Source organism: Paenibacillus sp. LT-B23, from assembly GCF_059417685.1.
The window spans coordinates 355,046-378,483 of record NZ_JBSQBM010000001.1; the positions used below are offsets into that span (position 1 = coordinate 355,046).

At 47.3% G+C, this 23,438-nt stretch carries 17 protein-coding genes and 1 pseudogene; 16 read left to right on the plus strand and 2 right to left on the minus strand.

Annotated features, from left to right (window positions below; all coding sequences use genetic code 11):
- Positions 1-43: 43 nt before the first annotated feature.
- From ACWXW9_RS01625 to ACWXW9_RS01645, 5 genes are all read left to right on the plus strand, one after another.
- Positions 44-964, plus strand: coding sequence for an ABC transporter permease (locus tag ACWXW9_RS01625; protein ID WP_494927977.1), 921 nt, complete (start codon positions 44-46; stop codon positions 962-964).
- A 36-nt stretch (positions 965-1,000) separates the two neighbouring features.
- Positions 1,001-1,897 (plus strand): ABC transporter permease, encoded by an 897-nt coding sequence (locus tag ACWXW9_RS01630; protein ID WP_494927978.1) that lies wholly within the window; start codon positions 1,001-1,003, stop codon positions 1,895-1,897.
- Between the two features lie 45 nt (positions 1,898-1,942).
- Positions 1,943-4,075 (plus strand): ABC transporter ATP-binding protein, encoded by a 2,133-nt coding sequence (locus ACWXW9_RS01635; protein ID WP_494927979.1) that lies wholly within the window; start codon positions 1,943-1,945, stop codon positions 4,073-4,075.
- Between the two features lie 111 nt (positions 4,076-4,186).
- Positions 4,187-5,359: a M20 metallopeptidase family protein gene (locus ACWXW9_RS01640; protein WP_494927980.1), complete on the plus strand. Its 1,173-nt coding sequence runs from the start codon at positions 4,187-4,189 to the stop codon at positions 5,357-5,359.
- A gap of 483 nt (positions 5,360-5,842) precedes the next feature.
- Positions 5,843-8,914, plus strand: coding sequence for a cellulose binding domain-containing protein (locus ACWXW9_RS01645; RefSeq protein WP_494927981.1), 3,072 nt, complete (start codon positions 5,843-5,845; stop codon positions 8,912-8,914).
- A gap of 524 nt (positions 8,915-9,438) precedes the next feature.
- Here the strand turns inward: ACWXW9_RS01645 and ACWXW9_RS01650 are convergent.
- On the minus strand, positions 9,439-10,356 hold the full coding sequence (locus tag ACWXW9_RS01650) for an AEC family transporter (RefSeq protein WP_494927982.1): 918 nt from the start codon (positions 10,354-10,356) through the stop codon (positions 9,439-9,441).
- Between the two features lie 181 nt (positions 10,357-10,537).
- Between ACWXW9_RS01650 and ACWXW9_RS01655 the strand changes: the two genes are divergently transcribed.
- A complete protein-coding gene (locus tag ACWXW9_RS01655; protein ID WP_494927983.1) occupies positions 10,538-11,326 on the plus strand; it encodes an SDR family oxidoreductase in 789 nt (262 codons plus the stop codon).
- A 102-nt stretch (positions 11,327-11,428) separates the two neighbouring features.
- On the opposite strand, the gene ACWXW9_RS01660 is transcribed toward ACWXW9_RS01655, so the two are convergent.
- On the minus strand, positions 11,429-12,154 hold the full coding sequence (locus ACWXW9_RS01660) for a DsbA family oxidoreductase (protein WP_494927984.1): 726 nt from the start codon (positions 12,152-12,154) through the stop codon (positions 11,429-11,431).
- A 209-nt stretch (positions 12,155-12,363) separates the two neighbouring features.
- Here ACWXW9_RS01660 and ACWXW9_RS01665 point away from each other — a divergent pair, with 209 nt between their 5' ends.
- The 10 genes and pseudogenes from ACWXW9_RS01665 (at position 12,364) to ACWXW9_RS01710 (ending at position 23,437) form a co-directional block, all read left to right on the plus strand.
- Positions 12,364-13,392 (plus strand): LacI family DNA-binding transcriptional regulator, encoded by a 1,029-nt coding sequence (locus tag ACWXW9_RS01665; protein WP_494927985.1) that lies wholly within the window; start codon positions 12,364-12,366, stop codon positions 13,390-13,392.
- Complete coding sequence (rbsK, locus tag ACWXW9_RS01670; RefSeq protein ID WP_494927986.1) at positions 13,385-14,263, plus strand: ribokinase; 879 nt, start codon at positions 13,385-13,387, stop codon at positions 14,261-14,263. Before ACWXW9_RS01665 ends, rbsK begins: the two co-directional genes overlap by 8 nt.
- A gap of 1 nt (position 14,264) precedes the next feature.
- Positions 14,265-14,699, plus strand: a complete 435-nt coding sequence (gene rbsD, locus ACWXW9_RS01675) for a D-ribose pyranase (RefSeq protein ID WP_494927987.1) — start codon at positions 14,265-14,267, stop codon at positions 14,697-14,699.
- A 45-nt stretch (positions 14,700-14,744) separates the two neighbouring features.
- Positions 14,745-16,226, plus strand: a complete 1,482-nt coding sequence (locus ACWXW9_RS01680) for a sugar ABC transporter ATP-binding protein (protein ID WP_494927988.1) — start codon at positions 14,745-14,747, stop codon at positions 16,224-16,226.
- A 1-nt stretch (position 16,227) separates the two neighbouring features.
- Complete coding sequence (gene rbsC, locus ACWXW9_RS01685; RefSeq protein ID WP_014281544.1) at positions 16,228-17,196, plus strand: ribose ABC transporter permease RbsC; 969 nt, start codon at positions 16,228-16,230, stop codon at positions 17,194-17,196.
- 33 nt (positions 17,197-17,229) lie between these two features.
- Positions 17,230-18,150, plus strand: coding sequence for a ribose ABC transporter substrate-binding protein RbsB (gene rbsB / locus ACWXW9_RS01690; RefSeq protein WP_494927989.1), 921 nt, complete (start codon positions 17,230-17,232; stop codon positions 18,148-18,150).
- 215 nt (positions 18,151-18,365) lie between these two features.
- A pseudogene (locus ACWXW9_RS01695) lies at positions 18,366-19,374 on the plus strand (ABC transporter substrate-binding protein).
- A gap of 32 nt (positions 19,375-19,406) precedes the next feature.
- Positions 19,407-21,122: an ABC transporter ATP-binding protein gene (locus tag ACWXW9_RS01700; protein ID WP_494927990.1), complete on the plus strand. Its 1,716-nt coding sequence runs from the start codon at positions 19,407-19,409 to the stop codon at positions 21,120-21,122.
- A gap of 33 nt (positions 21,123-21,155) precedes the next feature.
- Positions 21,156-22,139 carry an ABC transporter substrate-binding protein gene (locus ACWXW9_RS01705; protein ID WP_494927991.1) on the plus strand — a complete coding sequence of 328 codons (984 nt, stop codon included), beginning with the start codon at positions 21,156-21,158 and terminating at the stop codon, positions 22,137-22,139.
- 233 nt (positions 22,140-22,372) lie between these two features.
- The gene (locus ACWXW9_RS01710; RefSeq protein ID WP_494927992.1) at positions 22,373-23,437 is read left to right on the plus strand and encodes a FecCD family ABC transporter permease; all 1,065 of its coding nucleotides are present in this window, start codon (positions 22,373-22,375) and stop codon (positions 23,435-23,437) included.
- Position 23,438 lies beyond the last annotated feature (1 nt).

A 23,438-nucleotide genomic window follows, 5' to 3' on the forward strand; every position in this document is an offset into this window, starting at 1 on the left:
AATTGTTTCTGGCGAGCCATCCAGACGGAAAGGAGTGGGCTTCATGATCAGAGCTGTTGCAGAACGACTGGTTACCTCTTTGTTGGTGATTGTGGGTTCTTGTATTCTGGTGTTCAGTATTTTGTATCTGCTTCCGGGGGACCCGGTGGATTCTATTCTGGACCCTTCGACGGCCACGCCAGAAATGATCGCCAATTTGCGTCATAAGTTGGGAGTGGATCAGCCTTTTCATGTTCAGTTTTTGAACTATTTCGGAAATCTGCTACAAGGTGATTTTGGAAAATCACTCCTCAATGCTGATCCGGTGCTACCTAAAATATGGGTCAATCTCCCGCCTACATTGGCGTTGACGCTTGCCGGTTCTGCCATTTCGGTCATCATCGGTGTCCTGCTTGGAGTGCTGTCGGCCATTCATCGGAATAAGCCCATTGATATCATCGCGCGAATCGTCGGATTGTTCGGCATTTCCATGCCCACATTCTGGTCAGGAATTCTGCTGTTGCTCATTTTCTCCATTCATTTGGGGTGGCTGCCTGCAATGGGCTCGGACGGCTGGAAAACCCTTGTGCTTCCGTCTCTCACTTTGGGCATTGTCGGTGCGGGGTTCATTGTCAGAATGGTACGCAACAGTATGCTGGAGGTCATTAATGAGCAGTTTATCGTTACGCTCCGTTCCAAAGGCTTATCGGAGAAGGTCATTATGTATCGCCATGCGCTGCGTAATGCGTTGATTCCTGCGATAACGATGATCGGGATGCTGATGGGAGAAATGCTGGCCGGAGCAGTTGTGAGTGAGACGGTATTTTCGCGACAAGGTATTGGGCGTTTAATTGCGGATGCGATTATGGCTAAGGATTTACCAGTTGTGCAGGGAGTTGTGTTGTTCTCTGCTATCATGTACGTGATCGTAAATCTATTGGTGGATATATCTTATACGTTCATTGATCCGAGGGTTAGACGCTAGGCGTAAGTCGGCAGGAATAAGGGAGGAGGAAGACAGTTGAGAGAAACGATGGCGGCCAAAACAGTCTGGAAGGAAAGAAAGCAGCGGGTTGTTCGGAAAACCGGAAGGTTATGGTTCGGAGGAGTGTCGGATGGATTCGTATATGCGGCAGGGCTAATTATTGTGTTCGTGGTCGCCTGTGCAGCGTTTCCGCAATGGATTGCTTCCTATGTGCCAACAGAAATGTTAAGCGACCAGATTTTACAGGGCCCAAGCGCTGCTCACTGGTTCGGAACGGATTATTTTGGACGGGATGTATTCAGTCTGGTCGTTCATGGAAGTCGGGACTCCCTGTTTATCGGCTTTATGTCGGTGCTCGTCGGTGGTCTGGCTGGTGGAATTATAGGAGCACTGTCAGGCTACATCGGTGGGATCGTGGACACAGTGCTGATGCGATTGATTGATATTTTGATGACAATTCCCGGCATTCTGTTGGCTTTGGCGATTGCGGCAGCTCTAGGACCGAGTTTGTTTAATATCGTACTGGCGGTAGCCATATCTGCTATTCCGGGTTATGCAAGGGTGATGCGGGGACAGATTATGAGCATAAAAGGACGTTCTTACGTCACAGCTTCACGCTCCATCGGAGTTACACCTTTTGGTATCTTTTGGCGTCATGTGCTTCCTAATTCCCTGCCCCCTCTGCTCGTAATGGCGACGCTTGGAATCGGTAGTGCCATTTTGGCCGGATCGGGATTAAGCTTTCTGGGGCTTGGCACGGTAAAAGAAATTCCGGATTGGGGAACGGTATTGTCTCAGGGACGCGGATATTTGACAGTGGCTTGGTGGATATGTACCTTTCCTGGTCTAGCCATTACGTTGTTCGTGCTGTCGGTCAATATTTTGGGAGACAGGCTGAGAGATGAGCTGGACCCGAAAAAGAACGCAAACTAGCATCAGGAAGCCTATTCGTTAGTGCTATAGAAGGAGGGAGTTCGTTTGTCATCATTGTTGGAGATAGAGCATCTGTCGGTCGATTTTCACACTAAAAAAGGTTTGCTGCAAGCACTCGACAACATATCGCTGACGATCGGGGCGGGGGAAACGGTCTGCCTCGTTGGTGAATCCGGTAGCGGAAAAACGATTACCTCCAAGGCGATTATGCGGCTGATCGATTATGAGGGCGGACGAATTGCCCAAGGGAAAATTCGGTTGAAGGGCATCGATTTGACTGTTTTGTCGCAGCAGGAATTGCGCTCACTTCGCGGCAAAAAGATGGCGATGGTATTTCAGGAGCCGATGGCGGCGTTTGATCCGGTGTACACCATTGGATATCAACTGATGGAAATCATTATGGAGCATGATCGGAAGACACGGAAGCAGGCATGGGCTCATGCGGTTCATTTGCTGAACAGGGTAGGGATTCCTGAGCCGGAAATCCGTATGAAGCAGTATCCCGGAGAGCTGTCCGGCGGGATGCTGCAACGGGCGATGATTGCGATGGCGCTGTCATGTGGCCCTGAACTGCTGATTGCGGATGAACCGACGACGGCGCTGGATGTAACGATTCAATCGCAAATTTTGCAGTTGCTTCAGGAATTAAAGGTGGAATTCAACATGTCGATTCTGCTAATTACGCATGATTTGGGTATTGCAGCGGAGATTGCGGATCGAATAGTTGTGATGTATGCCGGGCGAGTCGTGGAGCAGGCCGCAACGGAAGAGCTGTTCGAGCTGCCGCTGCATCCGTACACAAGAGGATTGCTTCGTTCGGTGGCAACGCTGGATACAGATCGCAGCAGCAAGCTATTTTCGATCCCGGGGGCCATCCCCAGCCTGGGCGCTTTGCCGTCCGGCTGCTTGTTCCACCCACGTTGCCCGCATGCAACGGATCAATGCAAAAACGAAGCCCCTCCCTTGGCTGCCAAGAATGGACGTGAGGTAGCTTGCTGGCATTCGGAGCAATTGGCTGCGTCCGGTGATTGGCGTATTTCAGAGGTATCTGTGGAAGGGCGAGTCTCGGCAGATGCTGATGAAGAGGCGGCAGAAGCAAAGGAAGAAGTGACGTATGTATCTGCTGTTGATGGGGTCAAAGTGAGCGGTGATGGTGTACAGGTAAAGGAATCTGCAAAATCCAATGTAACTGTTGCGGACACAGGGCATGACAAGCAGAATTTGTTTCGGGTGGATGGACTTCGCAAGTATTATCCGGTGAAAAGAAGCTTTCCCGGTCGGGCAGGTGCTTCAATCCGGGCGGTGGATGATGTATCGTTTTCGATCCGACAGGGTGAAACCTTCGGACTAGTCGGTGAATCCGGCAGCGGTAAATCTACCTTAGGTCGTCTTCTGATGCAGTTAGAACGCCCAACCTCAGGGCAGGTATGGTTTCAGGACCGGGAGCTGACAAAGTTAGGGAATTCCGAATTACGATCTGCTCGCCGTGATATGCAGATGATTTTTCAAGATCCTTACGGGTCGCTTGATCCGCGTTGGAATGTGGGGGATATTATCGGTGAACCGCTTGCGGTTCATGAAGGGCTGAATGGCAAGGCCAAACGGGAACGAGTCGAGGAACTGCTGAGTGCAGTCGGATTGTCACCTTCGCTGATCACGCGGTTTCCGCATGAATTTTCGGGAGGCCAGCGCCAGCGGATCGGGATTGCTCGTGCAATTGCGCTGCAACCGCAGTTTATTTTGGCGGATGAGGCAGTTTCGGCTTTGGATGTTTCTGTTCAGGCGCAAATTGTCAATCTGCTTCAGGATTTACAGCGTAAGCTGGATACGACCTATTTGTTTATCGCGCACGGATTGCACATTGTCCGACATATATCGGACCGGATTGGGGTCATGTACTTGGGTAAGCTTGTAGAAATTGCGCCAAGCGAGGAGATTTTCCGGCATCCGGCACATCCCTATACCCGAGGGCTTGTTGCTTCCATACCCAATCCGAATCCGAAAAACCGACGGGAGCTGATTACGGTACAAGGTGAGATTCCTTCGCCTGCGAAGCCACCGTCTGGCTGTCGTTTTCATACTCGTTGTCCGCTGGCGACCTCGCTTTGCAGTGAGGAAGCGCCGGAACTGACAGCGATTGGCACAGGACATTATGCCGCTTGTCACTACCCGGCTTAAATCAAAGACATATCTTCTTTGGCTTGTTATCGGCAGGATAGAAGATTCTACAGTAAATTCATGGTAAGATAAACATATAATTAAATAAATTCAATAGGAAAAGAGGGTATTATGCTAGAGAAATGGGTTCAGGAATTGAAAGACGGTGAGCAAGACCTGATTGCGTGGAGAAGACATCTGCATCAGCATCCCGAGCTTTCTTTTGAAGAAACGAATACGTCTGTATTTATCGCTGATCAATTGCGATCTTTTGGCATTGAGGTGAGAACGAATGTGGGCGGGAACGGTGTGCTCGGGTTTTTGGAGGGCGGCCAACCAGGCAGAACGATCGCATTTCGTGCCGATTTTGATGCGCTTCCTATTCAGGATGAAAAGGATGCGCCCTATAAATCCACGGTTCCCGGTGTTATGCATGCTTGTGGACATGATGGCCATACGGCTGCGCTACTAGGAGCAGCACGTGTATTAAGCCATAACCGGGAGGCTCTGAAGGGCAAGCTCGTGTTTATTTTTCAACATGCGGAAGAAAAGCCGCCCGGCGGAGCCAAGTTTATGATTGAGGATGGCTGTCTGGATGGGGTAGAGGCGGTATATGGTATTCACCTCGCATCTGAAATTCCACTTGGTAAAATTGGATTAAAGAGTGGGCCTGCGATGGCGGCTGTCGACGCATTTACGATCCAGATCATCGGCAAAGGCGGGCATGGCGCGCGACCGCATCAGACGGTAGACTCTATTGTCATCGGTAGCCAAATTGTGAACGGATTGCAGCAGGTGGTCAGTCGCAGGGTGGACCCTATTGAATCAGCTGTGCTGACCATTGGTGTTTTTCAGGCGGGAACCGCCTTCAATGTTATTGCGGATAAGGCTAAAATCGAAGGGACCGTGCGTACGTTCAATAAAGAAGTGCGCAAGGAGGTCGAGAATGAAATCCGCAGTATTGTCAAGGGTTTGACTGAGGCTTATCATGCAGGATATGAAATTGATTATCTGAATGGCTATCCTTCTCTGGTGAATGCTGAAGCTGAAACCGAACGTGTACGCGAGCTTGTCGGCAGGCTGTATGGAGCTGACGCTTTTCTGGATCTGAAGCCGGTCATGGGAGCAGAGGATTTTGCTTATTATTTGGAGCAGCGACCGGGAGCCTTCATTCATGTCGGGGCGCGTAATGAGGATGAACGAACACATTATGCTCACCACCATCCTCATTTTGATTTTGATGAACGTGCATTGCTTGTGTCAGGCCACATATTTTTGGCACTGGCGCTTGAATATTTGCAATAATAAAGGATATATTTAATATTTACCGTTGGCATTCACAGAAGCCGAAACCGCGCATAGCGCGGTTTTTTGGCGTATATCAAAGTATTTTGACGGGGGTTAAAGAATGAGAAATAAAGTAATTATTTCAATATATGAAAAATTCATAATAGTAATATATAAAAGGTATCAATGCCCAGGAGAAGGATCAAACCCACATTGTAAGCCGCGGAGCAATTGATGATATTAACATAATCTTGATTTTTTACACAAGGAACCGAGAAAAAGATGACGAATCTATTGAGCAAGATAAAATGTAAGCGCTTTATAAAAAGTAATTCCTGTTGCATTTCATTGATAACGACTGGAGGTGAGGCCGAGAGAAGCATTGATCAGACTATGTTGGTTGGAGATACAATGATAGGAACGAATCCGGAATCGGCTGATTTCTTTCATCTGGAAATGACTCGCATATTCAAATGAAAATGGAGAAGGAGGTTGAATTCAATGACGAAGGCAAAAAGCAGGTTTAGGATCGCGTGTCTGGCGTTAGTGGTAGCGGGTGCTTCCTGGACGGGATTGATAACGCCGACACATGCCGCTCCAAGTGATGAGTATACCTGGAAGAGTGTGGTCACGGGTGGAGGTGGCGGTTTTGTGCCCGGTATCATTTTTAATGAGAAGGAAAAAAATCTGATCTATGCCCGTACGGATATTGGAGGTGCTTACCGCTGGAACCCCACTGACGAGAGCTGGATTCCGTTGACGGATTCTGTGGGCTGGGAAGACTGGAACAAAAATGGCGTGGATGCGTTGGCGACCGATCCTGTTGATCCAAATCGTGTATATTTAGCTACAGGTACGTATACCAATTCATGGGACAAGCAAAACGGACAGATTATGCGGTCAACCGACCGGGGCAATACGTGGCAGACAACGAAGCTTCCTTTTAAGGTGGGAGGTAATATGCCAGGCCGCTCGATGGGGGAGAGGCTGACGATTGATCCCAATAAGAACAATATTTTGTTCTTCGGGGCACGGAGTGGTAATGGACTATGGAAAAGCTCGGATTACGGGGTAACCTGGAGCAAGGTAAGCAGCTTCCCAAATCCGGGCACGTATGTTCAGGACCCTTCCAATGAGTACACCAGTGATATCGTCGGTTTAGCCTGGATTACGTTTGACAAAAAGACGGGCTCTTCCAGCAAAGCTACACAGACGATTTATGTGGGGGTAGCTGATAAGAATCAAAGTGTCTATCGCAGTACAGATGGCGGGACAACCTGGTCTGCTGTAGCAGGGCAACCTAAGGGCTATTTGCCACATCATGGCGTGTTGTCATCGGACGACAACCTGTATATCTCTTATAGCGATGGAGCAGGTCCATATGACGGGACAAAGGGTGATGTGTGGAAATTGAATACAGCCAGTGGTCAGTGGACCAATATAAGTCCTGTTGCCAGTAGCAGCACGGATAATTATTTTGGATATGGTGGACTGACAGTAGACGCGCAGAAGCCGGGTACTCTTATGGTGGCTACGCTGAATTCATGGTGGCCGGATGCAACGATTTATCGCAGCACCGACAGCGGGGCAACCTGGAGCCCCATTTGGGAATTCGATGGTTATCCAACTCGCAAGCTGAAATACAATTTGGATATAACAGCTGCACCTTGGCTGACTTTCAATGCCAACCCTGCTCCGCCGGAAGTATCGCCCAAGCTGGGCTGGATGATCGGGGATCTGGAGATTGATCCATTTAATTCAGACCATATGTTATACGGCACAGGAGCTACTATTTACGGCTCCAAAAATTTGACGAACTGGGACAAGGGCGGTAAGCTGGACATTTCGGTTGCAGCTAAGGGGGTAGAGGAAACTGCGATTTTGGATCTTGTAAGCCCTCCAACCGGTGCACCTTTGGTGAGCGCAGTAGGGGATGTCTCCGGTTTCAGACATGACGATCTGTTCAAGGCTCCAGCTAAAATGCTGGATAATCCCACTTTTACAAGCAGTGAAAGTATCGATTATGCCGAGCTGAATCCAGCTTTTATGGCGCGGGTAGGCAAAGCAGATTACCAAAAAGATTCGAATGCCAAATCCATCGGCTTCTCCAATGATGGCGGAGCAAACTGGTATAAAGCGAACAGTGAGCCTTCCGGCACAGCAGGAGGGGGAAGCATAGCCGTTGCGGCCGATGGTAATGGCTTGCTCTGGAGTACATCGGACAAAGGCGTATTTTACTCCAAAACAGGCGGCAACTCATGGACCGCAAGTACAGGGATTCCAGCGAATGCGAAGATTGCCTCAGACCGGGTGAATCCTAACAAATACTATGCGTTCGCCGCCGGAAAAATATATATAAGCACCAATGGAGGCGTATCGTTCACGGCTTCGGCGGTATCTGGCTTGCCAACTGAAGGCAATGCCGATATTGATGCAGTACGTGGAGCAGAAGGGGATGTATGGTTCGCTGGGGGCTCTGAGGATGGAGAGCCATACGGCTTGTGGCATTCCAAGGATTCCGGCGTTACGTTCACCAAGCTCGCTAATGTGCAGGAGGCAGACTTTGTAGGCTTTGGTAAAGCAGCACAGAATCGTACCAATGCAACTGTATTCATCGTTGGTAAAATCGACGGTACACGCGGATTTTACCGTTCGGACGATGCTGGCGCAAACTGGGTACGCATTAATGACGACAAGCATCAATATGCACGGGTGACGACCATTATCGGTGACCCCCGAGTTTATGGACGTGCTTATCTGGGAACAAATGGCCGCGGTATTCTGGTGGCAGATCGAGTGGGCGGTGATCAACCATCTGCCGGCCAGTCCAGCATTACGCCGACGACTGCAACCTATGGACAGGATAACGCAAATACCGATATTTCCGTCAAGCTTACACTTAGCGGTAATACGTTAGACGCCATTAAGCAGGGCAGCGTGGTACTGAAAAAAGGTGAAGATTATACGATCAATGGCGAAACGGTTACCTTCTCCAATAGTTATTTGTCCAAACTCCCTAAAGGAGACACAGCGCTAACGTTTCATTTTAATGCAGGTAGCGATGTGCTGTTCACGGTGAAAGTAAAGGAAAATACACCAAGCGAGCCAGGAACAGAACAGGGTGTTCTCAAGGTACAGACCTTCAACGGTAATGTATCTGAAACAAGTAACACGATCAGCTCCAAGTTTAAAATTACGAATACGGGAACCTCGTCCGTTTCCCTTGCGGATGTGACGCTGCGTTATTATTACACTATAAATGGGGATAAACCCCAAAACTTCTTCGCGGATTGGTCAAGTATTGGTCCTGAGAATGTGGTCGCCAGCTTCAAAACACTATCCAATGTTAGACCGGGAGCAGATTCTTATGTGGAAATCGGCTTTAAGTCAGGTGCGGGTTCTTTAGAACCCGGTCAAAGTGTGGAGCTGCAAACCCGGATATCCAAAGCGGACTGGAGCAATTACACCCAAACCGATGATTATTCCTTTGATGCCACAGCAACCAGTTTAAAAGATTCCACTAAGGTAATCGCTTACTTGGCTGGAAGCAAGCAATGGGGGATAGAGCCTTAAATCCTGATAAGGTAAGGGCAATCGGAACGAAAAGGGCACCATTACCAAAATGGCTGCTAAACTGCTTTTCAGCATTTAACATGAAACAACCCTAGAGTCAGCCACTCTTGATTTAGTGAGCTGGCTTTAGGGTTGTTGGTCTTGTAGACTCTCAGTCCATTTTCGGTAACAGACCATCGACAAATTGGAACCAGCAACGAATAGAGCAGCTTTAATAACATCATTTATAATTATTTCACTATATGAAAAATTCATAATAGAAAAACAATTCTTTCACGCATACAATCTCCATAAAACACACATACCACTTTAAACAGGAAAAGGTGAATCGTCCCAAACGTATGTTCTTTTTTGAAGAAAAGAAATGCTCTTGTCCTCAGACAAAAGTATTTCTTTATATGCGGAACTCGAAAAATGAACGTTAAAAACGGAGTGGGCGGAATGGTACTGTACAAGCGAAGCGGTAGCAAGGGGGAAGCAACGGGAAGCACTTATCCGACTGCACAGTGGCACGATAGGTAACATCAAATAAGGTACCGGGATGCTGAAATCAACAGCGTCATCGTAATGACATTCACAATGGTTGAGAGCAGTACCGTTTGAGCTGCGAAATCGGGTTCATTTTTATATTCCTCAGCCAAAATACTTGTATTAACACCGGTAGGCATACCGGATGCAATCAGCAGGGCTTGTGCTGGAATCCCTTTAAGCCCAAGCAAGAGTACGAGCAGAAAACCGACCGCAGGACCGGCAATCAGACGCAGCACCATACTGATATACACAGCTGTACGCCGCAGACGAAAGGGATATTGCACAATTTGCGCTCCCAACGTAAGCAGAGCAACGGCAACCATCGACTGGCTGATATAATTCAACGGCTCTGCCAGTAAATTGGGCAATGGACTGTGTAACAGATTCAGCAGCAAGCCCAGCACGAGGGCATAAGGAACCGGCATTTTCAAAAAATTAATCAGAATTTTTCGAGTGTCGGCCTTGCCGTTCTGTACAACAAAGGTACCGTATGTAAACGTGACAAAGCTTTGAAAGGTCATAATCAGTGCTTGAACGGACGTAGCCAGCGGATCACCTTTGAATACTAGCTGATTGATCGGCAGGCCATAATTTCCAGAATTATCAAGCATGACACTGTTTGTAAAAGCTCCCCGCATTCCGGGGCTATACTTCAGAGATCTGGCAACGGTCGTACTGATGACGTACAGAATGGCTATGTACAAGGCATAAAAAAGAGAAACCTCACCCATAAGCAATAACGAAATTTCCGAATTATACAGTCCGGTAAACACAACCGCAGGGGTAATATAGTAAAAATTGATCTTAGCTAAAGTATACAAATCCAGTCGAAAATAATATTGCATGATACAACCAAAACCAATGAGTACAAAAATAGGTAAAACCACGTCTAAAAGAATGGTGCCGAACATATCTGGTTCATCTTCTTTCTATTGTGCGATTTCTTAAAAATGCATGTGCATTGTCCATTATACTGTGGAAATAGGTTGGGCGTATAATGAAATTTTATATAACCCAAGAGGGGCTACTCGCATTACGTGCTGTTCATGTGTACAATTAAATAGAGAACACAGAGAAAAGGGAGTGGCATAGATGGATTTAGGATTAACGGGAAAAGCTGCCTTTGTTGCAGGCTCCAGCAAAGGGCTTGGCAAGGCAAGCGCACGGGAGCTGGCACGTGAAGGTGCGAATGTCGTGATTTCGGGACGGGACGAAGCGGAGCTTCAACATACACAGGCTGAACTCCAGGAAACGGCCAGCGGGCGCGTAGAATATGTGGTTTGCGATGTAACGAAACCCGAGCATATCTCTGAGGCTATCCGTCGTACGGCAGATTTGTTCGGCACCATCGATATTTTAGTTAACAATGCAGGCGGGCCTCCTGCGGGAACCTTTGATGATTTTACAGATGAAGTATGGCTGCAAGCCTTTGAGCAAAATTTGCTTAGTCATATCCGGTTAATTCGTGAAGCTCTACCATATATGAAAAAACAACAAAGCGGCCGAATTTTAAATATTGCATCCTCCTCGGTTAAGCAGCCGATTCCGGGTCTTATTATCTCGAATACACTACGTACGGGTGTCGCTGGATTAGCGAAAACACTGTCTCTGGAATTAGCTCCTTATAATATCCTGGTACATACCGTAGCGCCGGGAAGAATCGCAACCGATCGTGTGCGAAGCTTGGACGAGCATCGGGCCGAAAAGACTCAGCAAACATTGGATCAGGTTCGCAAACAAGCAGAAGAGGGTATTCCGTTGGGAAGATATGGGGAGCCAGAAGAGTTCGGCAGAGTGGTTGCTTTTCTGGCATCCGAAGCCTCATCCTATTTGACAGGCAGTACCATTCTTGTCGATGGCGGGATGATCAAATCATTGTAGCAATTATTAAAAAAGCGCGCCAGCATACGGTCTAATCCGATGTCGGCACGCTTTTTTAATGAAAATTCGTTAAGAGGTTGTGAATCGCTGCTCACTGACCCATCAGTTCTTGCGATGTGGCAGCTCACAACCGTCGTCGGTGCATACACCTGCATCGCCTGCGGAGGAGTTTGCACTTACCATTGTGAAAGGAGAACGTTCGTCCCATGCTTTTTGCAGGGCATCATGGAATACTTCGTCCGGCTGAGCACCCGAAACAGCAAATTTTCGATCAAACACAAAGAAAGGCACACCACGAACACCCAACCCAGCACCTTCGGCTTCATCAGCTCTAACTTCGTCCGTAAAGCGGTCACTGGCCAGCACGGCAGCGGCTTGGTCTCGATCCAAACCAACCTCCGCAGCCAGCGCCGTCAGCACTTCATGATCGCCCGTATGTTTTCCTTCTATGAACACAGCCTGGAATAAGCGCTCGCTCAGCTCCAGCATTTTGCCTTGTGTTTGAGCCCAAAGTGTTAAGCGGTGAGCATCCAGAGAATTGGTTGGCACCATAGCATGAATATTGTACTGCAGACCCGCCGTGCGTGCGTTTTCGTTCATACGATCATTCATGGCCTGAGCCTCTTGCAGACTGACGCCATATTTGGCTGACAGCTCTTCATTGATCGTTTTACCACTGTCTTTTACAGCATCCGGGTTCAACTCAAAGCTCTTAAATGTCAATTGCACCTCATCGTGGTGCGGGAATTGCTTCACTACTTGTTCCAAACGGCGTTTGCCGATATAACAGAACGGACACATATAATCAGACCAAACTTCGATATTCATAAGGAAAAGCCTCCATGTATACGTATTTTATCGAGTAACCAGGAATAAGTAAGGTCACGTTTAGAATGTCAAAGGTGAAACTTAATCAGTTACAATAAGAATTATAAGGCCAAAACCTGCTGTGTGCAAATATTTAGTGCTTGTCAAAAAATAAATGCTGTGATATTTTATATGTGTAACCGGTTACACATTGGAGTTGAAACCACACAATGACAACAATTAAACAGGTCGCCAGCTATGCCGGCGTTTCCGTAGCAACCGTATCCAGAGTTATTAATGAAACCGGATATGTGCATGAGGATACACGCCGCAAGGTTGAGGCCGCTGTTAAGCAACTAAATTACAAACCCAACGAAGTTGCTCGTTCTTTGTACAAAAAGAAATCCAGATTGATCGGCCTGCTTCTACCGGATATTACGAATCCTTATTTTCCCTTGCTAGCCCGTGGAGTGGAGGATCGAATGCAGGAAAATGATTTTCGAATTATTTTTGGCAATAGTGATGAGGATCGGCAAAAAGAACTGGATTACATGGATACCTTTATTCAAAATAATGTCGTTGGCGTCATTTCATCTACAAATGATCCCAATGCTGATTGCTACGCCAAGTTGAAAATCCCTGTCGTTTTTCTTGATCGAACTTCCAATGACAGTCCTTCCGTATATGCGGATGGTGCTCATGGCGGTCGACTTGCAGCGCAGGAAATCGTGGCCCGTGGTAGCAAACAAATTACGGTCATGCAGGGGCCGGCGCATATTCGTCCAGCACAGGATCGTTTTCGCGGGGCGGTTGAAGAACTTCAGCAATCGAGTATTGCTTATCATGTTGTCAAGACGACGTCCTTTTCGTTCAAGGAAGCCGAGCTGTGGGCCAAAGAGCTGTTCAGCAAGCATCCGGATACGGACGGAGTCATTGCGAGTAACGATATTGTGGCTACAGCGGTGATGCATGAGGCACATAGATTAGGAAAAAAAATCCCGGATGATGTTCAGATTATCGGGTTTGATGATATACCGTTAAGCAGCTTGTTATTCCCGCCATTGTCAACCATTCGGCAGCCTGCTTATGAAATGGGATGGGAAGCAGCAGGCTTGCTGATTCAACTGATTGAGCAGTCGCAAGCAACGAAGTCAAGCGTACCTAATCTTCATTCGAGCATACTTACTCATTCAAGCATACAATTGCCCGTCAAATTCATTGAACGGGAAACGACCAGAAAGGTGGATTATCATGGCTAAAATCACGATTATCGGAAGCAGCTCTATGGATCTTGTAGTGACTTCATCCAAGCGCCCCGGTGCAGGAGAAACGGTACTGGGTGAAAGCTTTACAACCGTGCCCGGAGGGAAAGGAGCCAATCAGGCAGTAGCCGCAGCCCGTCTCGGAGCGGACGTTACGATGATTGGACGTGTAGGGGATGATCATTTAGGCCAACAGATTTTACGGAACTTTGAAGAAAATCATGTTCATGTTGGCTATGTGAAACCGGTTACACATATGAAAAGCGGTACAGCACATATCGTACTGGCTGAAGGAGATAACAGTATTGTCGTTGTAAAAGCAGCGAATAATGAAATAACTCCAGCCTATGTAGCGGAAGCGATCGATGTGATCCGAAATTCGGATATGGTGCTCATTCAACAGGAAATACCGGAGGAAACGGTCGTATACGTGAGCAAAATTTGCGCCAAGTATGAGGTGCCGCTGTTGCTGAATCCTGCTCCGGCTCGTGAGGTGGAAGCAAGTGTGATTGAGAATGCGACATACATTACGCCAAATGAGCATGAAGCCGCTATTATGTTCAAGGGCCAAAGCCTTCAAGAGGCTCTACGTCAATATCCGAACAAGTTGTTTGTTACAGAAGGCAGCAATGGTGTACGGTTTTTCGACGGAGAACAGGAGATCGTTGTCCCTACTTATAAAGTAGAAGCCGTGGATACGACAGGTGCAGGGGATACATTTAACGCTGCATTTGCAGTGGCGCTGGCTGAGGGGAAATCGCTGGCAGACAGTGTGAAATTCGCCAATCGTGCTGCATCACTGTCCGTTACCAAATTTGGGGCACAGGGTGGTATGCCAACGCGGCGTGAAGTGGAGGAGCAATTATAATATGAAAAAACATGGAATCCTGAACAGTCATATATCCAAGGTACTGTCAGATCTCGGTCACACGGACTATATTGTCGTGGCCGATGCCGGCTTACCCATTCCTGAAGGCGTTACCAAAATTGATTTGGCTCTCAAATTGGGCGTACCGTCCTTTCAGGATGTCGTTGATGTAATCGCAGCAGACATGGTGGTCGAAAAGGTAACGTTGGCTGAAGAAATTAAACAGGGGAATAAGGAAGCTTTACGGTATATTAGCCGCACATTTGCAGGGGAACAGTCAGAAAATTCGCAGACCACGGCGCAAACCGCCGCCATTGAGTTTTGTTCGCATGAGCAATTCAAGGAGTTGACCCGTCATGCCAAGGTGGTCATTCGCACAGGAGAAAATAAGCCGTTTGCCAATTGTATTTTGCAGGCCGGGGTTTATTTTGGATAAACCTATTTTGGATAAGTTCATTTTGGATATAAAGGAGGGGACAGCATGCAGATTCAAATGAAGGGAATTCACAAAGCCTTTGGAACCAATCAGGTGCTGAGTGGTGTGGATTTTGATCTCCATGAAGGAGAGGTTCATGCACTCATGGGTGAAAATGGTGCAGGCAAATCAACGCTAATGAATATTTTAATTGGGCTGCATCGCCGTGATGAAGGAACCATCATCATTGACGGTCAGGAAACCTATTTTGCTAACCCTAAAGAAGCGGAGCAAAAGGGAATTGCTTTTATCCACCAGGAGCTGAATGTGTGGCCGGAAATGACGGTGCTGGAAAATCTGTTTATCGGCAAGGAAATGACATCCAAGTGGGGATTGCTGGATAGCACCAAAATGAAAGCGCTAGCAAATGAACAATTCGCTAAGCTTGCAGTGAATCTGCCTTTGAATGGGGAAGCAGGCGAATGTTCCGTAGGTCAACAGCAGATGATTGAAATAGCTAAAGCATTGATGACGGATGCCAAAGTAATCGTAATGGATGAGCCGACAGCCGCGCTAACTGAACGGGAAATTCAAAAGCTATTTGAGGTTATTACTTCCTTGAAAAAAGAAGGCGTTTCCATAGTGTATATTTCACACCGTATGGAGGAAATATTCGCAATCTGCGACCGGATTACCGTCATGCGTGATGGAAAAACAGTGGATACCCAAGCGATTCCTGATACCGATTTTGATGAGGTTGTGCGGAAAATGGTCGGCAGGGAGCTAACTGAGCGCTATCCGGCGAGAATACCTGCTTTGGGAGAAGTGGTGCTGGAGGTCAAAAATGCCTCGCACAAAGGTTTATTTAAAAATGTGAATTTTACCGTGCGATCCGGGGAAATTGTAGGCTTTTCGGGCTTGATGGGTTCGGGGCGGACAGAAATTATGCGAGCGCTTTTTGGATTGGATGCTTTGGATAGCGGTGAAATCCATGTGCGGGGAAAAAAGGTAGCTATCCGCAAGCCGGATGACGCGGTTAAGCTGGGAATCGGCTTTATTACAGAGGACCGCAAGGATGAGGGATTGGTGCTGGATTTTTCGATCCGGGAAAACATGGTGCTGCCCAATCTGTTCAGCTTTACGTCGAAAGGATTTATTTCAGGCAAAAAAGAGCTGGATTTTGTTAATACATTAATTAAGCGCTTACAAATAAAAACTCAATCAGGCGAAACGACGGTACGCAGTTTGTCAGGTGGCAATCAGCAAAAGGTGGTTATTGCTAAATGGGTGGGCATTGGCCCAAGCGTACTTATTCTTGACGAACCAACGAGAGGCGTGGATGTAGGTGCCAAACGGGAAATCTACCAGTTGATGAACGAGCTGACCGAGCGCGGAGTAGCGATCATCATGGTATCCTCAGAACTTCCTGAGGTGCTCGGCATGAGTGATCGTATTATTGTGGTTCATGAGGGGAAAATCACCGGGGAACTGAGCAGGGAAGAAGCCACACAAGAACACATTATGACGTTAGCTACAGGGGGACAGTAATATGACAACTATGAATGAAACTAAAGGTGGCAAAGGGTTTCAAATGTCGCAAATCACGCAAAAGCTCGGCCCGTTACTGGGACTCATTATTTTGGTCATCATCGTATCAGTCTTGAATCCCAGCTTTTTGGAACCCCTTAATATTCTAAATCTGTTGCGCCAAGTATCTATTAATGCGCTGATTGCGTTTGGTATGACCTTCGTGATTCTCACAGGCGGGATTGATTTGTCTGTTGGCTCGATCCTAGCTCTATCCAGTGCATTTGTCGCGAATATGATGCTGGCCGGGTTCGATCCGATTTTGGCGATTATCATTGGCTGTGCGCTGGGTGGCGTCATGGGGATGATTAATGGCTTGATGATTACCAAAGGTAAAATGGCTCCTTTTATTGCCACATTGGCGACCATGACTATTTTTAGAGGATTGACGCTGGTCTATACCAACGGTAATCCAATTACAGGACTCGGAGACAGCCTGGTATTTCAGTTGTTCGGCCGCGGCTACCAGTTTGGCATTCCGGTTCCGGCGATTACGATGCTTATTACCTTTGCCGTACTGTGGATCATTTTGCATAAAACGCCGTTTGGACGCAAAACGTATGCCATCGGTGGTAACGAGAAGGCTTCGATTGTATCCGGTATTAAAGTACCGCGCGTGAAAATTTGGATTTACTCTCTGGCTGGAATGCTCTCTGCTTTGGCGGGTGCTATTTTGACCTCACGTTTGAACTCGGCGCAGCCGACAGCAGGTACTTCTTATGAACTGGATGCCATTGCGGCTGTCGTACTGGGTGGAACAAGCCTGTCAGGCGGACGGGGGCGAATAGTAGGTACGTTAATCGGTGTACTCATCATCGGGACGCTGAACAATGGCTTGAATTTGCTGGGTGTGAACTCTTTTTATCAAATGGTGGTCAAAGGGATTGTAATCGCCATCGCTGTATTGATTGACCGTAAGAAATCTGCATAAACCACCTAATCTGTATATAAGGAGACCACATATATGAAAAAGCTTACATTAATTATGACAGCCTTGCTGCTCCTGCTCATGACAGGCTGTTCTTTGGAACCGCCGGAATGGGCGAAACCTAAAGCAGCCGCGAACTTGAAGGACATTAAAATAGGCTTGTCTATCTCCACGCTGAATAATCCATTTTTCGTCTCTCTCAAAGATGGAGTCGTTGCAGAGGCCAAAAAACAAGGATTACAGGTCATTGTCGTTGATGCGCAAAATGATTCGGCGAAGCAAAGCAATGATGTGGACGATCTGATCCAGCAAGGCGTAAATACGTTGTTAATTAACCCGACAGATTCGTCGGCTATCTCCACGGTCGTTCAATCCGCGAACGCTTTGAACATCCCGGTCATTACGCTGGATCGTTCGGCTGACAAAGGAGATGTAAAAGCGCTTGTCGCTTCGGACAATGTAGAGGGTGGACGCATAGCTGCCAGATACGTGATTGATCAAGTCGGAAAAGGTGCCAAGGTCATTGAGTTGGAAGGCGTACCAGGTGCATCGGCTACCCGCGAACGGGGCAAAGGCTTCCACGAAGTAGCGGATAAGGAACTGAACGTTATTGCCAAACAGTCGGCCGATTTTGACCGGACCAAAGGTTTGAATGTCATGGAAAACCTGCTGCAAGGCAACCCGGATGTTCAGGCGGTATTTGCCCATAATGATGAAATGGCGCTTGGGGCGATTGAAGCCATTCAAAGCTCGGGTAAAAATATTCCGGTGATCGGCTTTGACGGTAATGAGGATGCGTTGAAATCAATTAAGGAAGGCAAGCTCACGGCAACCGTGGCTCAGCAACCTGAACTGATTGGACAATTGGCAGTTCGGGCGGCACAGGATGTACTCCAGGGTAAAACCGTGAAAAAATCAATTCCTGCCAAGCTGGAGCTAGTGGATCAGAAGAAATAAACCGAGTGTATAACCCAACTTTATAAATCAATACACCATGAGGCTACCTTATAGCAGGTGGCTTTTTGGTTTTTCTATTGTGATGATACATAAATATTAATGGAAGTTTTTAATTTTGGTGTTGTAAGAAGTAGTGGTAAAAGATAGAATAACAAATGTATGATAATGAGAATCACTATCATTTTCGATATATATAACTAAGGAGGATTTGTAATATGCAACAAAGTAACAGATTAAAATGGGAAATCACGCTTTGTCTTGTGGTTCTGCTGACGGTTGTACTGGGTGCTTGTGGAAACGCAGATACCCGCAATCAGACTAACGGAAAGACCAGCATTAACAACTCTTCCGGGCAATCCCAAACAGTTGCTATGCGTGAATATACAGATGCCACTGGCAACAAGATCAATATCCCTGTAAATCCGCAACGAGTTATTACAACACAATATTTGGATGCGATACTGGCCTTAGGAGTTAAACCGGTAGGTGCCGCTTCCCATTTGTTGGAGGGTGACTATTTAAAAGGTAAGATTGACGGAGTTGCGGATATTGGGAACCCGACGAATGTAGAAAAGGTGCTGGAGCTACAACCAGACCTGATCATAACATCAGAAGATACCACTCCCGAAGTGAAGGAGCAGCTGGAGAAAATTGCTCCAACTGTAGTCGTTTCTTTTGGAGCAGGGGATGTGTTCAAGCAATTTCGGGATGTTGCCGCCGTGCTAGGTAAGGACAAGGAAGCTGAGCAGTGGATTGCTAATCTGGATCAAAAGGCTGCCGAAGGCCCGGAAGAAGCTGGCTGGAAAATTTAAGAAATACGAAACGGTCACGATTTACATGACCTACGGCAAGGATGTGCTGAGAGTGTACGGGGCGCGGAATGTAGGACATGTCATTTATCGCTCGCTGGAATTGAATCCTCCTGAGTACATACGCCAAAAGCTGGCGAAGGACCCGAACTTTAATTTTGTTTACGATAGCATCTCGATGGAAAAGCTGCCTGAACTGTCAGGGGACCGAATTATTATGCTGGTTTATGATGAAGAGAGCAAGGATGGAATCCTCAAGGAAATCGAGCAAAGCGCACTGTGGAGAAATCTCCCTGCGGTCAAAAATCACAAAGTATATTTCATCAAAGCTGACCCGTGGTTTACGTATTCACCGCTTGCTATCGACCAATCGCTGGATGAAGCCATTACCATGCTTTCCACCGATCCTCAATAATCACTCCAAATAAGAAGGGAGAAGTCATAACCATGCTGAGACGTTTTTTTGAATACTACCGTCCTTACCGGACTTTGTTTATTATTGATTTCTCTTGCGCCTTGCTGGCTGCACTGCTGGAGCTGGCTTTTCCACTTGCCGTCAACCGGGTGGTCGATGATTTGCTGCCTAGCGGGAACTGGAAGTGGATTTTATATGCCTGCCTAGGACTGCTTGGTATTTATGTAGTTAGTGCCGGTTTAAATTATGTGGTTACCTATTGGGGGCATAAGCTGGGGATTAATATCGAATCGGACATGCGTAAAAAGCTGTTTGATCGAGTGCAGAAGCAATCCTTCCGTTTTTTTGATAATAACAAAACAGGGCATCTCGTTTCCCGTATGACCAACGATCTGATGGATATCGGGGAAATTGCTCACCACGGACCCGAAGATTTGTTTATCGCGCTGATGACATTGGGAGGGGCCTTCGGCATCATGCTAGGCATTAACTGGAAGCTGGCTGTGCTGACGTTCATTATTGTGCCGCTCATGATTTACTTGTCCTTGTATTTTAGCCGTAAAATGAATGCTGCTTTCCATCGTATGTTTTCAGATATCGCAGATTACAACGCTCGTATTGAAAATAACGTCAGCGGTATCCGCGTCGTTCAAGCATTTTCGAATGAAGAACATGAAATGGAGCGTTTTGCTGAAAATAACGGACGCTTCCGTAAAACGAAGCTGGTCGCTTATCGCATTATGGCCTGGAATTCTTCAATTAGCTTTATCCTGATGAAGCTGGTTTCGCTGTTTGTACTCGTGTGCGGTACATGGTTTGTGATTGAAGGGCAAATGACGTACGGGGAATTTATCGCGTTTGTGATGCTGTCCAACGTATTTCTCGCACCAATCAAGCAGATTAACTCCGTTATTGAAACGTATCCCAAAGGCATTGCCGGCTTCCGCCGATACCTGGATTTGTTGGAAAGTGAATCGGATGTAGAAGATCTGCCAGGGGCCAAGACCGTTACCCATCTCAATGGAGAGATCCAATTTGCAGGTGTAACATTTGGCTATGAAAACAAAGACAAGGTATTGCGTAAAGTGGACCTATCCATTCATGCTGGAGAAACTGTAGCACTGGTCGGCCCTTCAGGAGCAGGTAAAACGACGCTTTGCAGTTTATTGCCACGCTTCTATGATGTGGAGGAAGGCAGCATTACCATTGATGGTATGGATATCCGTGAAATGAAGCTGGAATCGTTGCGCTCCATGATTGGGATCGTACAGCAGGATGTGTTCCTGTTTGATGGAACAGTTCGTGAAAATATTGCATATGGCAAGCTCGATGCTTCGGAAGAAGAAATTTGGGATGCCGCCCGACGGGCTCAGATTGAAGACCTTGTTCGTTCCTATCCGGAAGGTTTGGATACGATGATTGGTGAACGGGGCGTGAAGCTGTCCGGGGGCCAAAAGCAACGTTTGTCTATTGCTCGGATGTTCCTCAAAAATCCTCCTATTCTCATCTTGGATGAAGCGACATCCGCACTGGATACGGAGACGGAAGCCGCGATTCAGCAGGCGTTGACGGAGTTGTCGCAAGGACGCACAACGCTCGTTATTGCGCATCGTCTGGCAACGATCAAAAACGCCGACCGCATTATCGTAGTTGCCGATCAGGGCATCGCCGAGCAAGGTAGACATGAAGAATTGCTGGCGGTAAAAGGTCCATATAGCCGCCTGCATCAAGCCCAGTACGGTACCTAAATAGAATAGTATGAAAGGTAAGTAGAGAGAGGAATGAATGTTTTGAAAAAGAAAATGTGGATTGCAATGATGCTCCTGTCACTCATCCTGGTTCTGAACGCTTGTGGGGGAAAGACGGAGCAGGCTGACGGAAAGCAGAATCAAACTTCTACCGAGCAGAAGACGGCGGCAACGAAAACAGTCAAAACGATTCACGGTGATATTACGATCCCAACTCATCCTCAACGGATCGTCGTAGATATGTATCAGAATAATTTATTAGCTCTTGGTATTAAACCTGTGGGGAGTGTGAAGTATTATTTGGACAATCCGTTTTCCAGGGATCTTGTACAAGGCATTACAAGCATTGGAGATCGCGATAGCGTGTCCTTTGAAAAGGTACTTACTCTGGAGCCGGATTTGATTCTGATTGGTTCCAAAGATGCTTCTCAATATGAGAATTACAGTAAAATTGCCCCGACCGTCGCTATTCCTTATGGCACGTATAAGGATGTGCATGAGGAATTAACTGCTTTTGGAGAGCTTCTTGGTAAAGAGCAGGAGGCTAAAGCGTGGCTAGCCCAATACGATCAGCGGATGCAGGCAGCACGCGACAAGTTAAAGGGAATCATTCAACCTGAGGATACCTTCACTGTCATGGAGGCTTCAACGAAGGAATATTATGTATATGGCGATAACTTTGGCAGAGGAGGACAGGCGGTATACAGTGGACTGGGTTTGACGCCTCCACCTTTTGTCCAAAAAGAACTATTAGGTGATACTCAATGGAAATCGGTATCGAAAGAAGTTATTAATCAGTATGCTGGCTCTTATATTTTTCTGACGGTTAACAAGGAAACCGCCGGTTATACAGGGGACAGTATATGGAAGTCACTGGATGCCGTTCGAAATGACAGGGTCTTTGAGTTACAAGAGGATCGCTATTGGTACTTTGACCCGATTGCCATTGTAGGACAAGCAGAAGAAATCGCAGACATGCTCGTCGAGCGGAATAAAGAGAAGGCTTCACAGAAGTAGTTACTCAGGTGTTGCTGGCAGCCCTTTGGTATTTATTTATGCCAAAGGGCTTTATTTTTTCACAAAATTGCAGGGCTTCACGGGTTCGTCGAAATTTACTATTGAAGCCATTGTCGCATTAATTTACAATAGTAAAGATTGCATGATAATAATTCTCATTATCAAACGCCTTCATGAGCACAGGTTTGTGTGATAGCCTACATACTATTCAACAGTAAGGGTGAAAAATAGTCATGAAATTATCAGAATCATCGGAGAGCCCCGGCCAGAGTAGCAATAGCCAGCCGCCGACTCCATTCCACTCACGGCCATGGGCGGCTTCGTTCATCTTAACAGCCGGGTTAGCCCTTTTGGCGTTCGGTATCGCTTTATCCCTATCTTTTGGTGCAGCTCCTATTAGGCTGTTTGAGGTATGGAACGCAGTCTTTCATTTTAATCCTGAAATACAAAATCATCAAATTATTTGGGAAATCCGGCTACCACGGATTTTGGGTGGTGTGTTGATCGGAGTCTGCTTCGCTGTGGCGGGGGCGATTATGCAGGGGATGACCCGTAATCCGCTTGCTGACTCGGGCTTGCTTGGATTGAATTCGGGAGCCAGTTTGGCGATGGCGATTTGTTTTGCCCTTTTTCCCGGTTCATCCTTTTTACAGCTGATGCTGTACTCCTTTGTTGGTGCGGCCTTAGCTGTTGTGATGGTATATGGTACAAGCTCCATATCCAAGGCTGGACTTACGCCAGTACGCCTTGTGTTGGCGGGTGCAGCTGTAACGGCCTTACTGTCTGCCTTGGGTGACGCGATCAGCTTGTATTTTAATGTCGGACAGGATCTGGCCTTCTGGTATGCAGGAGGACTTAGCGGAACCAAGTGGGTGCAACTGGGGATTGTCTTGCCTTGGGTTGTGGCTGCTTTCGTCGGTGCGCTTATGCTGTCCCGGTCTATTACGTTGCTCAGTCTCGGGGACGAAATTGCGCTCAGTCTCGGTCAGCGAACAGGGCTGGTGAAGGTAGCCGGGATGATTCTCGTTCTGGTCCTGGCGGGAGCGGCGGTATCGCTAGTAGGGTCTATCGGTTTTGTAGGATTGATCATTCCTCATATGACCCGAAAGCTGGTCGGTGTCGATTATCGATGGATCATTCCTTGTTCGGCCATTATGGGAGCTTTGCTCATCGTGTTTGCCGATCTGGCGGCCCGCATGATTAATGCACCGGAGGAAACACCAGTAGGCGTGCTTATTGCCCTGATTGGGGTGCCATTCTTCCTTTATCTGGCTCGTAAAGAAAGGAGAGCACTGTAAG

Excerpts from the sequence above, each read along its gene's own strand:
- ACWXW9_RS01625 (WP_494927977.1), top strand. The coding sequence starts at position 44 with ATGATCAGAGCTGTTGCAGAACGACTGGTTACCTCTTTGTTGGTGATT.
- ACWXW9_RS01640 (WP_494927980.1), top strand. The coding sequence starts at position 4,187 with ATGCTAGAGAAATGGGTTCAGGAATTGAAAGACGGTGAGCAAGACCTG.
- ACWXW9_RS01645 (WP_494927981.1), top strand. The coding sequence starts at position 5,843 with ATGACGAAGGCAAAAAGCAGGTTTAGGATCGCGTGTCTGGCGTTAGTG.
- ACWXW9_RS01650 (WP_494927982.1), bottom strand. The coding sequence starts at position 10,356 with ATGTTCGGCACCATTCTTTTAGACGTGGTTTTACCTATTTTTGTACTC.
- ACWXW9_RS01655 (WP_494927983.1), top strand. The coding sequence starts at position 10,538 with ATGGATTTAGGATTAACGGGAAAAGCTGCCTTTGTTGCAGGCTCCAGC.
- ACWXW9_RS01660 (WP_494927984.1), bottom strand. The coding sequence starts at position 12,154 with ATGAATATCGAAGTTTGGTCTGATTATATGTGTCCGTTCTGTTATATC.
- ACWXW9_RS01665 (WP_494927985.1), top strand. The coding sequence starts at position 12,364 with ATGACAACAATTAAACAGGTCGCCAGCTATGCCGGCGTTTCCGTAGCA.
- rbsK (WP_494927986.1), top strand. The coding sequence starts at position 13,385 with ATGGCTAAAATCACGATTATCGGAAGCAGCTCTATGGATCTTGTAGTG.
- rbsD (WP_494927987.1), top strand. The coding sequence starts at position 14,265 with ATGAAAAAACATGGAATCCTGAACAGTCATATATCCAAGGTACTGTCA.
- ACWXW9_RS01680 (WP_494927988.1), top strand. The coding sequence starts at position 14,745 with ATGCAGATTCAAATGAAGGGAATTCACAAAGCCTTTGGAACCAATCAG.
- rbsC (WP_014281544.1), top strand. The coding sequence starts at position 16,228 with ATGACAACTATGAATGAAACTAAAGGTGGCAAAGGGTTTCAAATGTCG.
- rbsB (WP_494927989.1), top strand. The coding sequence starts at position 17,230 with ATGAAAAAGCTTACATTAATTATGACAGCCTTGCTGCTCCTGCTCATG.
- ACWXW9_RS01700 (WP_494927990.1), top strand. The coding sequence starts at position 19,407 with ATGCTGAGACGTTTTTTTGAATACTACCGTCCTTACCGGACTTTGTTT.
- ACWXW9_RS01705 (WP_494927991.1), top strand. The coding sequence starts at position 21,156 with ATGAATGTTTTGAAAAAGAAAATGTGGATTGCAATGATGCTCCTGTCA.
- ACWXW9_RS01710 (WP_494927992.1), top strand. The coding sequence starts at position 22,373 with ATGAAATTATCAGAATCATCGGAGAGCCCCGGCCAGAGTAGCAATAGC.